Source organism: Clostridium sp. AM28-20LB (assembly GCF_003480665.1).
Taxonomy (GTDB): domain Bacteria; phylum Bacillota; class Clostridia; order Lachnospirales; family Lachnospiraceae; genus Otoolea; species Otoolea fessa.
Window position 1 is genome coordinate 22606 of the sequence record NZ_QUJN01000008.1, and the last position, 13626, is coordinate 36231.

Annotated in this window: 11 protein-coding genes; 3 read left to right on the plus strand and 8 right to left on the minus strand. The window is 49.6% G+C overall.

Annotated elements, in window-relative coordinates; translation table 11 throughout:
- Positions 1-189: 189 nt before the first annotated feature.
- Together DW739_RS13010 and DW739_RS13015 are read right to left on the minus strand one after the other, a co-directional pair.
- Complete coding sequence (locus tag DW739_RS13010; protein ID WP_022358800.1) at positions 190-1140, minus strand: HD domain-containing protein; 951 nt, start codon at positions 1138-1140, stop codon at positions 190-192.
- A gap of 23 nt (positions 1141-1163) precedes the next feature.
- Positions 1164-2438, minus strand: coding sequence for a S1C family serine protease (locus DW739_RS13015; RefSeq protein ID WP_243023781.1), 1275 nt, complete (start codon positions 2436-2438; stop codon positions 1164-1166).
- 279 nt (positions 2439-2717) lie between these two features.
- Here DW739_RS13015 and DW739_RS13020 point away from each other — a divergent pair, with 279 nt between their 5' ends.
- The 3 genes from DW739_RS13020 to DW739_RS13030 all read left to right on the plus strand — a co-directional run bounded on the left by DW739_RS13020 (position 2718) and on the right by DW739_RS13030 (position 7373).
- Positions 2718-5123, plus strand: coding sequence for an endonuclease MutS2 (locus tag DW739_RS13020; RefSeq protein ID WP_118522497.1), 2406 nt, complete (start codon positions 2718-2720; stop codon positions 5121-5123).
- A gap of 65 nt (positions 5124-5188) precedes the next feature.
- Positions 5189-5902 carry a response regulator transcription factor gene (locus tag DW739_RS13025; protein ID WP_107001860.1) on the plus strand — a complete coding sequence of 238 codons (714 nt, stop codon included), beginning with the start codon at positions 5189-5191 and terminating at the stop codon, positions 5900-5902.
- Between the two features lie 52 nt (positions 5903-5954).
- Positions 5955-7373, plus strand: coding sequence for a HAMP domain-containing sensor histidine kinase (locus DW739_RS13030; RefSeq protein ID WP_117796703.1), 1419 nt, complete (start codon positions 5955-5957; stop codon positions 7371-7373).
- Positions 7374-7402: 29 nt separating this feature from the next.
- Here the strand turns inward: DW739_RS13030 and DW739_RS13035 are convergent, their stop codons facing one another.
- From DW739_RS13035 to DW739_RS13060, 6 genes are all read right to left on the minus strand, one after another.
- On the minus strand, positions 7403-8035 hold the full coding sequence (locus tag DW739_RS13035) for a helix-turn-helix domain-containing protein (protein ID WP_022358806.1): 633 nt from the start codon (positions 8033-8035) through the stop codon (positions 7403-7405).
- A complete protein-coding gene (locus tag DW739_RS13040) occupies positions 8016-8693 on the minus strand; it encodes a DUF3990 domain-containing protein (RefSeq protein WP_107001858.1) in 678 nt (225 codons plus the stop codon). The genes DW739_RS13035 and DW739_RS13040 overlap by 20 nt, the downstream gene beginning before the upstream one ends.
- A 225-nt stretch (positions 8694-8918) precedes the next feature.
- The gene (locus tag DW739_RS13045) at positions 8919-10502 is read right to left on the minus strand and encodes an L-serine ammonia-lyase, iron-sulfur-dependent, subunit alpha (RefSeq protein ID WP_118743192.1); all 1584 of its coding nucleotides are present in this window, start codon (positions 10500-10502) and stop codon (positions 8919-8921) included.
- Between the two features lie 110 nt (positions 10503-10612).
- Entirely contained in the window at positions 10613-11899 is a 1287-nt protein-coding gene (locus DW739_RS13050) for a TRAP transporter large permease (RefSeq protein WP_118469282.1), read from the minus strand.
- A 9-nt stretch (positions 11900-11908) separates the two neighbouring features.
- Positions 11909-12427: a TRAP transporter small permease gene (locus DW739_RS13055; RefSeq protein WP_118469284.1), complete on the minus strand. Its 519-nt coding sequence runs from the start codon at positions 12425-12427 to the stop codon at positions 11909-11911.
- Between the two features lie 75 nt (positions 12428-12502).
- Entirely contained in the window at positions 12503-13567 is a 1065-nt protein-coding gene (locus DW739_RS13060) for a TRAP transporter substrate-binding protein (protein ID WP_022358811.1), read from the minus strand.
- Between the last annotated feature and the right edge of the window lie 59 nt (positions 13568-13626).

Sequence of the window (13626 nt, forward strand, 5' to 3'; positions counted from 1 at the left end):
GCGGAGCGTTTTTTGTTTCATAGGACGCAATTCCCTATGAAACGAGAAGACTCCCACCTCTTTAGGTGGTGAGTCCTGATTCCTATTTTTTCGTTCCCCCGCTTCTGCAAGGCAGCATCTGCTTGTGCAGCGCTGTTTTCTTTTTCTTATATACATTTAGACTCATTTTAGATGTCTGTTATCTTATTATTATTCCGTCGGCGTCGTCTTTCTCACATTCGTCTCCAGGAAACGGTTATATCCGAGCCAGCCCGGATTCTCCCCGCCGCTCTTTAAGACTTCCAGCATCGTCTCCATCTTCGCATCGGTATTGTCCGCGAAATTCAATGCCAGCGCCTCCAGAAGCGCCGGTTTCTTTGGGGAACCGTACTCTAATTCGCCGTGGTGCGCAAGGATGCAGTGCTTTAACTCCGCCGCTGTCTTTGCCGGGAATCCCGGAATCTCCTTAATACGGTCTGCAACCATCATCGTGCCGATCACGATATGACCTAAGAGCTGACCGTCGTCCGTATAATCATTTTCCGGAAATGCGGATAATTCCTGCACTTTTCCGATGTCGTGGAACAGCGCCGCCGTCAGAAGCAGATCGCGGTTCAGCGCCGGATATGACTTCGTGTAGAAATCACAGAGTTTCATAACACTTAACGTATGTTCCAAAAGTCCGCCCACAAAACCATGATGCACACTCTTCGCCGCCGAATGGAAGCAGAATTTCTTCACAAATGCCTTATCTTCCAGGAAATAGCTGGATGCCAGCTTTTTCAGGTACGGATTCTGGAAAGACTGCACCAGAGCTGTCAGCTCCTGATACATTATCTTGATATCCTTTGAGCTGACCGGAAGGTAATCACTTTCCTGATACTCGCCCTCGTCCGCCTTGCGTATGCGCTTGATATTTAACTGGTTGGAACCCTGGAAAACCGTCACATCGCCGTCCACATAGACGTACTGCAGCGGCTCAAAATCATTGATGCCCGGGGAACTTAAATCCCAGATTTTGCAGTCTACCGTGCCTGTTTTATCCTGAAGCAGCACGGAAGCGTACTCTTTTCCGTTTTTCGTCACCGCGTGCTGTTTCGTCTTACATAAATATACGTCCGAGACTCTCATTCCTTCCCGGAACTGTTCAATATATCTCATTCTGCCTATATCCTCCTGAATTTCTATCTGGCGCGCAGAGATACCAAAAATGGAATTTCCGTGTATCCGTCGCGCCCTTTCCGCATCACATTTACCGATACAGACACGCCGCTCGCGGAATTTTCAATCTGCGCCTGGAGATCTTTGAAACTTCCGATCTCCTTTGTGCCAAATTTCACAATAATATCGCCGGGCTGGATGCCAGCGTCATATGCCGGGCTGCCGGAGACTGCCTCCGTCACGTAAACGCCCGCCGGAATGCCGCTCCCCTGCATCGCACGGCTCACATCCTGTCCCAGGATGCCCAGATATGCCGCCGAAGCGCCATTCGTCAGCCGCTCCAGAATCGGCTTGTAGCTGGAAATGGTGTACGCCGCCGTCCGATCCGTACAGCTCTCGCTGCGGCAGGACTCCGATGTCCAGCCGACCATCTCTCCGGCTGTATTGATCAAAAAGGTACCCGTCTGCGAATTGCTGCTGATATCCGCATACAGGATCCGCGTCAGTCCATCTGTAATCTGCACATTGCGCGCCACGTAGGATACCGTTCCGAACGAAAGCGAATGCACCTGTCCGGACGGACCGCCGATACCTACGAGGACATCGCCTGCCTTGACCGTATATGAATTGGCAAGTGAAAGCACCTGCACCTTTTTCCGCTCTTCTTCCGGCAGATTGCCGGACGGCACCGCCACAACTGCCATTCCGAGCACTTCGTCAATCTGGCGCACTGTACCAGCGATCTTCGTTCCATCCGAAAATCTCACATTGATCGAATCTGCCGCCCGCACCGCATCGGCGTAAGTAAAGATCAGAAATTCTCCATCACTCTCCGCGATGACTGCACCTGCATAATCACCCGTATTTTCCACCGGATTTCCAAATATATCCGTATCCTGTTTGCCGGAGCTGACCGTCACGATCGACTTATCACCCAGTTCCCCGATTCCACGCAGCACCGACGTCATCGAATTGAAATTGTCTACGGAAAACTGATAGCTGGAAAGCGCCTCGCTGACCGCCTCATCAATCTCCTGCTCCATTTGTTCCGGCTGCGCTGTCATATCCGCATCTGCACCGTCCGACGGCGAAACAGAGTCCGGATCGTCCTTGGAAAACTCGACTGAGGATGTCTCCTGCATCCCATTTCCCTGAAAACACCGATCCGCAAACGGCTTTACCGCCGCAAACGAAACCGCCGCGACTCCTCCAAATGCGGCTGACGCGCATACAAAGAGAGCCACCCGCTTCGCAATCTGTTTTCTGGTCAGCGGCGGCTTCACTATCGTTTCTCTCATGAATTCCCGTTTTTCCTTTTTTTCAAGTTCTTCTGAATCCGGCATTTCACTTTCCCCTTTGCATAACATATCCTAATTATACTTTCCTTCTTAAGGTTATGCAAGAAAAAAGTGCGAATGCTTGGCTAGACGGCGGGGAATGTGATATAATGTGAACACTTGACGAGGTCTTTTCGAGTCTAGTGAGAACTTATACCTGACCACTTAATGAGGTCTTTCACGAATTTAGTGGTCACGGTATCATGTGAACACCATTTAAATTAAGAGGATTACCACAACATGAATGAAAAAGCATTAAAAACTCTCGAATATACAAAGATCATCGACCAGCTCACGGAGTACGCCTCCACGGAGATGGGAAAACAGATGTGCCGGGAACTGCAGCCGTCCTGTGATCTGGGGACGATCCGGCAGAGCCAGACGGAGACGACCGATGCCCTGACGCGCGTCCGCATGAAGGGAAGTCTCTCCTTCGGCGGCGTGAAAGATGTGCGTGGTTCCATGAAACGTCTGGAAATCGGAAGTTCCCTGGGGATCCCGGAGCTTCTCTCTGTCAGCTCCCTGCTGACAGTCGCTGCCCGCGCGCAGAGCTACGGACGCCATGAGAAATCCGAAGAATTTCCAGATGATTCCCTTGATGAGCGCTTCCGCGCCCTGGATCCGCTGACGCCGGTCAACAATGAGATCAAGCGCTGTCTGCCATCCGAGGATGAGGTCAGCGATGACGCAAGTCCGGGACTTGCCAAAGTGCGCCGCTCCATGAAGATCGTGGGCGGACGCGTCCATACCCAGTTAAATTCTATTTTAAATTCCAGCCGGACCTATTTACAGGATGCCGTCATCACAATGCGCGACGGGCGCTATTGCCTGCCGGTCAAGGCTGAGTATAAATCCCAGGTTCCAGGCATGGTGCACGACCAGTCCTCGACCGGTTCGACTGTATTTATCGAGCCGCTCGCGATCGTCAAGCTGAACAACGAACTGCGCGAGCTGGAAATCCAGGAAAAACGGGAAATTGAGTTCGTTCTGGCAGCTCTTTCCAGCCAGCTTATGCCTTACACCGACGCGATCCTCTCGGATCTTTCGATTCTGGCAGAGCTCGATTTCATTTTCGCAAAGGCAGCTCTTTCCCGCCACTATAACTGCGTGGAACCGAAATTTAACAACAAACGGTATATCAATATCAAGGACGGACGCCATCCGCTCTTAAATCCGAAACAGGTCGTTCCGATCAACATCTGGGTTGGCGATTCGTTTGACCTTCTGATTGTGACGGGTCCAAACACGGGTGGTAAAACCGTTTCTTTAAAAACCGTCGGACTCTTTACCCTGATGGGGCAGTCAGGACTCCATATCCCGGCATTTGAGGGATCCGAGCTGGCTGTTTTTGACAATGTATTTGCCGACATTGGCGATGAGCAGAGCATCGAGCAGAATCTGAGTACATTCTCCGCCCATATGACGAATATCGTTTCGATTTTAAATGAGGCGGACGCCAATTCGCTCTGTCTCTTCGATGAGCTCTGTTCCGGTACCGACCCGACCGAGGGCGCGGCGCTGGCGATTGCGGTTTTAAATTTCCTGCACAACATGACCTGTCGGACGATCGCAACCACGCATTACAGCGAATTAAAAGTCTTTGCGCTGACCGCTCCAGGCGTTGAAAATGCCTGCTGCGAGTTCAACGTCGAGACTCTCCGCCCGACCTACCGCCTGCTCATCGGTATTCCAGGAAAAAGTAATGCATTTGCCATTTCCCGCAAGCTGGGGCTGCCGGATTATATCATCGACGAGGCGAAAAACCAGATGGAGCAGAAGGACGAATCCTTCGAGGATCTGCTTGCCAATCTGGAAAACAGCCGCGTGACCATTGAAAAAGAGCGCGAAGAGATCGCCTCCTATAAACAGGAAATTGAAACGCTGAAGAACCGCCTCCAGCAGAAGGAAGAACGTTTCTCCGAGCAGAAGGAAAAAATGCTTTCCAAAGCCCGCGAGGAAGCTCAGAAGATCCTTCAGGATGCGAAGGACACCGCCGATCAGACGATCCGCAACATCAACAAGCTTGCCAAGTCTTCCGGCGTCAATAAAGAACTGGAAGCTGAGCGGACCAAGCTGCGCGGCAAGATCCAGGATGTAGACAAGAAACTGGCAGTTAAGAAAACCGCCGCACCGAAAAAAGCCGTTTCCGCGAAAAAGCTGCGTCTCGGCGATACCGTGCGCGTTCTCTCGATGAATTTAAAGGGAACCGTCAGCTCCCTGCCGAACGCCAAGGGCGATCTGTATGTACAGATGGGAATTCTGCGCTCCCTCGTCAATATCCGCGATCTGGAAATGGTCGAGGAAGCATCCATCACCGGACCGGGACTTTCCGGCACACATACGGGTGGTTCCCGCGGATCCGGAAGCGGAAGCAGCAAGATCAAGATGTCCAAGTCCTTCAGCGTATCGCCGGAGGTCAACCTGATTGGCATGACCGTCGATGAGGCGATCCCGGTACTCGACAAATACCTGGATGATGCCTACCTGGCGCATCTTCCGCAGGTCCGCGTCGTACATGGTCGTGGAACCGGCGCTTTGAAAGCGGGCGTACACCGCCACTTGAAGAAATTAAGCTATGTCAAGGAATACCGGCTTGGCGAGTTTGGCGAAGGCGATACAGGCGTTACAATCGTGACATTTAAATAAGAAATATCCATAACTGTGAAGGTACTGAACAGTTACAAATATCCAAAAAAACAGGAGGAATCAACATGGCTGAAAAGCAGCGCATTCTCATCGTAGATGACGACTACAACATTGCTGAACTAATCTCACTTTACCTGACGAAAGAATGTTTTGAAACGAAAATTGTCGGAGACGGGGAAGAAGCTCTCCGGGTATTTCCCGAATTTCAGCCCAACCTGATTCTCCTTGATCTGATGCTTCCGGGCATCGACGGCTATCAGGTCTGCCGGGAACTGCGAAGTACCTCCCAGGTGCCAATCATCATGCTCTCCGCCAAGGGCGAAATCTTTGATAAGGTGCTGGGGCTGGAGCTGGGCGCCGATGACTACATGATCAAACCATTCGATTCGAAAGAGTTGGTTGCCAGAGTCAAAGCCGTTCTGCGGCGCTACCAGCTGCCGGTGCAGATGCCTGCATCGTCCGTGACCGAACAGCATGGCAATTTTGTCGAATATCCGGATCTCATCGTCAACCTGACGAACTACTCCGTCATTTACAACGGACACTCGATCGAGCTGCCGCCGAAGGAACTGGAACTGCTCTATTTCCTCGCGTCCTCACCAAACCAGGTATTCACAAGGGAGCAGCTTCTCGACCATATCTGGGGATATGAATACATCGGCGACACGCGGACGGTAGATGTCCATATCAAGCGGCTCCGTGAAAAAATCAAGGGCAACGACAAGTGGGCGCTGACGACCGTCTGGGGGATTGGATATAAATTTGAGGTAAAACGGTAACTGTTAGTAAAGGAACTGAACTGTTACGTGAAGAGGTAACCGGAGGTTTACCATGAAATCAAACCACTACACACATTCTCTTTATTATAAACTGCTGATCGGCTATCTCATCTTCGGTCTGCTTGGATTCATCACGATCGCGACCATCTCATCTGAGATGACCTACCACCATCTGGTGGAACGCGAATCGGAGGTTCTGTATGACGAGGCGACCATGATTGCCGATCGGTGCAGCAAAGCCTACGAGGGCAAAACCATCAATCTCGACTCGGCATACCCACAGCTCGAGGCGGTTTCCGCCTATCTGCAATCGGATATCTGGATCCTGAACCATGAGGGCACCATCGTTGCGGACAGCAGCGACAGTCGTACCGGCATCGCAATCGACGATTTCGACCCGACCGCACAGGGCAACCGGCTCTATTCCATCGGACAGTATTACAACCTGTTTGACAGCAAAGTACTCTCCGTTTCCGCCCCGATCACAGGCAATATGAAGACCTACGGCTACATCGTGATTCATATGCCAATCCAGAACATTGAGGCGGAACAGAACGGATTTCTAAATATTATTTACATAACATCGATCATCCTGTTCTTCCTATCCCTGGTGGTGCTTCTTGTTTTTACAAAAGTGGTCTATTTCCCGCTCAAAAAGATTACGGTCGCAGCCAATGAATATGCAGCCGGAAACCTGGCACACAATATCCCGATTACCACCCACGACGAGATCGGCTATCTCGCCAGCACATTAAACTATATGTCCAGCGAGTTAAATGAAATGGAACAGTACCAGCACAATTTCATCGCGAACGTATCGCACGATTTCCGCTCGCCGCTGACCTCCATCAAGGGCTATCTCGAGGCGATTCTCGACGGCACAATCCCGCAGGAACTCTATCATAAATACCTGCACATCGTCATTTCCGAAACCGAACGCCTCAACAAGCTGACCCAAGGCATGCTGACACTCAACTCCTTGGACAGCAAAGGCTACTTAACCCGGACAAATTTCGATATCAACCGGACGATCAAGGATACCGCCGCAACCTTCGAGGGCACGTGCAGCGCGAAAGGCATCACGTTTGACCTGACCTTTGCGGATAGCATCCAGATGGTCTACGCCGATCTCGGAAAAATCCAACAGGTTCTCTACAACCTGATCGACAACGCGATCAAATTCAGCCACGAGGATTCGATCATTTACATCCAGACCTCCATCCGGTATGAAAAAATCTTCATTTCCGTCAAAGACACCGGCATCGGCATCCCGAAGGACAGCCAGAAGAAAATCTTTGAACGTTTCTACAAGACCGACTTATCGCGCGGAAAAGATAAAAAGGGGACCGGACTGGGGCTTGCGATTGTCAAAGAGATTGTTCAGGCACATGGGGAAAATATCGACGTTGTCAGCACCGAGGGCGTGGGGACGGAATTTATTTTTAGTCTGCCGAAGGCGACTGCGCTATAGCAAATTGAAACTGTCCAATTCCTTCGCAATTACAGCAAATCTTCCATCTGGCATCCCAGTGACCGTGCAAGCGCACGCACGGTTTCTGCGGATGCTTTTTGAATCTTCTTTTTTCCCTGTTCATACTGCTGAATACTCCGCAGCGTAACCCCCGATTGCTCTGAAAGATCCTTTTGGGTATATCCCGCCATCTTCCGGATCCGCCGCAACGCGTTTTTCCCCTGCTCTTTTCTTCGAATGATTCTGTCTGCCGCCTCAACAAATTTATCCTCCGGAGCTTCATGAAGTGCCGGATACATTTCCACAACCTCCCGGACCGGAAGCCCTGCTTCAATTTCCTTAAATTTCTTCTCACTGTACCACTGATAATACGCCAGTATCCAGCCACTCCAATACTCTCTGGAACAGGTAAATTCTACCTGCGGTTCCGGCAGTTCATCCTTTTTTCCCGCTTTTCGAAGCACTTCCTCCGCAAGCTCCGTTCCAGAAAAGCCGCTCACTACTCTTGGTACACCTTCCCCAAATTTTTCTGCATACCCGGTTGTAAGAAACAATTTCCAAAAATCTTCCAGATCCATCCCACAGGCATTGACCGCATAATCTGTCATTTCCCCCAGATTCCTCATCGCATCATCCAGATATTCAATCCCATAAGCGCTCATCCTCAGCCGACACCTCCCCTCGAATCAAATCCCGCATATAAATACCGTCGATATCATCCTCTTCCACCTTTTTCCGGTATGCATTTCTAGCTTGCTCATCTCTGGCTCTTCGTTTTACATAATATTCCACTGAATCTACTCCTTCATAAGAAAGAAAGTGTATCGCCTGAAATGCCTTCTGACTCTTTAATACATACTGCTCTCCCAATTTTCCCAGCCGCATCGCATACGAAAGCTGCTCTAACGATATTTCATTATTTACAAACGCCCTTGCAAATGAAAAATACGAATCATCCGCCCGGTACCCAATCACCACATCATATCCGTCCACATCCGGGAGGAAATGTTCCAGCAGCCACTCTCTTCCCCGTTTCATGACCGCCGAAGAAAGGCGGATTTTCCGGTATTTCATCAAAATCGCCAGCCAATGAAGAACGCTGTAGTGCTTCTCCATCAAATTTAAAATCAAAAGACCGGTTTCATCCATTTCATACTGATTCACATAGCCGTCCTCCCGCTCGGCGCACGACCACTCCTTCGCCAGCTCCAGACTCTCCGTACAATAAAAGCCCTGTCCGTAGTCATTATAGACCTTTCCCTGACCATACATAGGAGTAGAAATAATTTCCAAGGAACCGTGATATAAAATTTTTCTCATTCTGAGGAACCTCCTTATCTATTATGGGAGCAAGTAGAAACATGTGGTATATAAAAAATAGGTTCGTTTTAATGGAAATAACTCTATAGAGATATTTTTATTAATATTATATCTCTATAGAGTTATTTAATCAATTTTTATTTCAGATCTTAAAAAGATATGCCACCTTACAGTACGCACCTTACACAAACTGTAACTGTCCTTTCACGATGTTTCGAATTACACCTACCGCGCCTCTTCCCCCGGAAAATGCGCGTCGGACCGCTTCAGAATCTCCCGAGCAGTCTTTGTCTTACCCAGACCGCCAAAGGTACAACGCAGTTCCAGCGGCAGCGACAGACCGATCTCATAGATTGCGCCGATCGTCTCATCCAGCGGAATCACCTTGTCGTAGCCTGCCAGAATCATATTGGCGCTGGCGAGCGCATTGCTTCCGCCCATGATATTTTTGCCGAGGCACGGCCATTCAACACGGTTTCCAACCGGATCGCAGGCAAGTCCTGTGATGTTCTGGAGTCCTACAGACGCCGCATCCATACAATTTTCGATGGTTCCGCCCATCATCGCCGTGAGTGCCGCCGCTGCCATACCAGAACCGGCACCGCACTCTACCTGGCATCCTGCTACTTCCGCCGAAAACGTCGCTTCCTCTGCGAAAAAGACACCGACCAGACCCGCAACCAGAAGTCCCTGTACTACCGTTTCTTTCGGAAGTGACAGCGCCCGCGCCAGTCCGATGACCGTTCCCGGCAGGCATCCGCAGGAGCCACAGGTCGGTGCTGCTACGATCACGCCCATGGAGCTCTTGCTTTCCATCACCGCCGTGATGCAACGGATGAGCTCATTGACAATCGGATCCGGAATCAGGCGTCCTGCCTGTTCGGCTGCTGCCACCCTGCTGACCTGCTCGCCCAGAATACGGTCCTGATATTTCGTCCCGGCTAATCCCGTCTCAACCGCCTGTTCCATGACCGACAAGATCTGTTCCATCTGACGGTATACGGCTTCTCTCGACTGACCGCCCCGACAAGCTTCATATTCCAATGCATACTCCCAGGAATCCATCGGATGCTCTTTCGCATAATCAACCAGGGCGGCTGCCGTTGAAAATGGAACCTGACAGGTTCTGCTGGAATGCGTCGGAAGCACCGGTTCAAGATAGCACGCCTGGCTGACACCCGCCACACCGCGGACGGCTTGAATCACCTCTTTTGTCAGCGGAACAGCTATTTTCCAATTATATAAGATCTGACCTTCCTTTTGATCGCTCTGGAAAAATTCAACATCCGGCAAAAGTGCTTCTATCTTTTCCCTAATTCCCGGTGCCACCTCCGCAATCACCAGAAGCTCATAGAAATCTCCGGCTATCTGCACCGAAAATCCCTCGTATTTCTGCATCTCGACCATACCGCCGCCGACTGCGATCGCCTCCCAGTGCACGACATTTCCATTCTGGTCCCAGACCTCTGCCCGGTAATTGCCCGGATGCTCTGCCCCATAATCAAGGATCCGGTATTCGATCTCCAATCCCCGTTCTTTCGCAATCGCCTCATACTGTGCGACATCCGGCGCATCCAGCTCCATATTCAAAAGCCCGCTGGCAAATCCCATATCCGTTCCGTGTCCCGTGTGCGATGCCGCCAGCGCACCATTAACATCAAAATCAACAATCGCTTTTTTCACCGGTGCATCCAGAGATTGCCGGATCATGGAGGCGATCCGCGCCGCCCCCGCCACATGGGAACTGGAAGGTCCGCGCATCACCGGACCGAGTACATCATTGAAGATACTGCAGGGTAGTTTTTCCATGGTTTGTCCTCCTTTTTGTATCAATCATTCCATGTTTTTTATTCATCATTTTTGGTTCGTGTTTTTGTAAAGGAAAAGGGAACGTCCAACTTCAACGTCCCCTCTCGTTTCTATCGTCCCATTAAAATAAATGGAATTCTGGATACTACCGGAACATTCGTAATAATCGCTAATGCTGCCAGCATCGCTACCAGGAATGGTATTGCATTTCGAACCGTATCTCCAAATTTACATCTTGCAATATTGGTTGCCGTGTATAAGCAGACACCTACCGGCGGAGTTGCCAGACCGATGGTCAGGTTCAGGCAGACAATCATACCAGTCTGAATTGGGTCAACGCCCAGGCTTGCCATCGCCGGTGCCAGAATCGGCGCTACCAGCATGATTGCCGGAGCACTATCCATAAACATACCAACAACCAGAAGAACCAGATTGACCAGTAACAGTTTCACTGCTAAAGAAGTATGAAGACCAACCAGCATATTCGTTACAGAAACTGCCCATCTCTCATTGGAGATAACCCATCCAAACAGATAGCAGCCGCCGACAATCAGCATAACCGTACCACTGTCGATCGCGCTGTCGATAATCGATTTCCAGAGCTCTTTCCAGCCAACGGTCCGGTATACAAATGCCGACAAAATCAGGGAATAAAGAACCGCTGCCGCCGCTGCCTCGGTCGGAGTAAAGAAACCACCCATGATACCGCCAACAACGATGATCGGAAGTCCGATACATGGAAGTGCCTGTCTGGTTGCTTCCCATTTTTCCTTCCAGCTTGTCTTAGGACCTGCTGAAAAATCACGTTTCACTGCAAATACATAAACAACCAGCATCATGATAATACCCATCAGGATACCCGGTACTACTCCAGCGATAAACATATCGCCAACGGATACCTTCGCTGCCGCACCGTAAATAACGAATGCCAGACTCGGTGGGATAATCGGGCAGCAGCAGGATGCACACGCGGTCAGACCTGCTGTAAACGCCGGATCATACTTTTCATCCTTCATTGCCGGAATCATCAGGCATCCAACTGCCGCCGTACCAGCTACCGCCGAGCCTGAAACTGTACCAAACATCATACATACCAGGATGTCTACCATCGCCAGACCACCCTTGATATGTCCAACGAATGCCTGTGCGAAACGAACCAGACGCATGGTAATACCGCCGTGATTCATAATATTTCCTGCCAGAGCGAAGAATGGAAGACAAAGCATGGTAAAACTATTAATACCATAGATAATTCGCTGCGGAACCAACGCCAGGTTGGCATCACCGGTACTTAAAAGCGCATAGGAGACCGTCGCTACGATCAATACAAAAGCAATCGGAACGCCTAATGCAAGAAACAAGAAAAAGCTTCCAAATAAAATTATACTGCTGAACATATTGACCTCCTACTCTTCATCCCCCGGAAGAGGAATCTTTTTCGCTTCCCCGTAACATATATTTTCAAGAAGCTGCACAAATGTATAATAAATCATAATGAGACCGCTGACCGGAAGGGCTGCATAAAAGAGCGCCAGCGAAACCTTGATCGTCGTTCCCAGATGTGGAATCTGTGCAACTGTATAGTTCCAACCTGAAATTGTAAATAAAACAAGTGCAAATAATAAAATCACATCCGCCAGAACCAGCATAAACTGACGTGTTTTTCCATGGCACAAGTTAATTACCATGTCAACACCGATATGAAGCAGATGACGGCTTGCTACGGCACTGCCAAGCATCGTGGTCCAAACGAAGATATAACAGGAGAACTCCGTTGCCCATGGCATCGTAGCTCCAAACCATCGCAAAATAAACTGGCCGATTACCGCGATACATAAAGCAATTGACGTAACCCCTAATGCAACTCTGGCAACCGTATTGATCACGTCGCCAATCTTGTGAAGTTTTTCAATCAATCCTGCCATTTTTCTCCCCTCTTTGTAAATGTACTCCCGAAAACAGGCTCCGGGAGTACATGATAGTTCAAAAATTATTGTACTTTATTTCGCTGCGCGAACCATCTCAACCAGACCTTCCCAGGTCGGATGTGCCGCGTACATTTTATCATATACCGGAGCAACTTTTTCTTTCCATGCATCAATATCAGTCGGACGTGTTACGGTATAACCTTTTTCTTCATACTCAGCAATCTTTGCCTCGTCATTTTCCAGGAACCAAGCTCTCTGCTCTTCGCCTGCTTTTATAGCTGACTCTTTCACGAGTTTCTGGTCTTCTTCGCTTAAACCCTCATACCATTTTGAAGAAGCAACAATGATACCGCTGGAATAGTAATGATGAATATCGCAGATATTATTAACAACCTCAATATAACCATCTGCTACTGCATATAATGCACTATTGTCTGTTCCATCTACAACGCCATTCTGAAGTCCTGTGAACTGCTCACCAGATGCCAATGCAACCGGTGTAGCACCAAGTGCTTCGTAGGTTGCCACGCAAACTTCATTCTGCATGGTTCTCATACGAACGCCCTTCATATCATCTACGGTATTAATTGTCTTATCTTTAGTCAGGATATTTCTCCAGCCATCCTCATGGAAACCAAGTCCTGTAATTCCATCAACCGCGCTTAACTGCTCCAGAAGGGAATTGCCAAATTCTCCCTCCAGCGCTTTATTGACATTATCCTCATCCTCAAACAGGAATGGAAGCTCAAAAATACCTAAATCTGGTACAAACCCGCCCAGTGCACCAGTTCCTACCCAGCCGATTTCCAGGTTATTATTCTGAACCATCTCAACACACTCAACCTCGTCGGTTGTCATATCGCCTGCATAAACCTCTACTTTAATCCGTCCGTTGCTGCCCTCCTCGACCAGCTTTTTAAAAGCATTCGCACCGTAATCATACGGAGAACCGGTTCCACATACATGTGCTACACGGATCGTCATCTCCGCTCCGGAAGTATCTACGCTGGAACCACTATCTGCTGCTTCGGTTCCGGCTGCAGATGCGGATGAAGAAGAATTTCCGCCTGAACACCCCGCCATTGCCATCGCTCCGATTACCAATGCCATCGTACCGCAAAGCCATCTCTTTTTCATAAAGTATCCTCCTTTATACTGTTTTTATGTGAACTCCCGAGGTACTTCTTTCCCTCAGA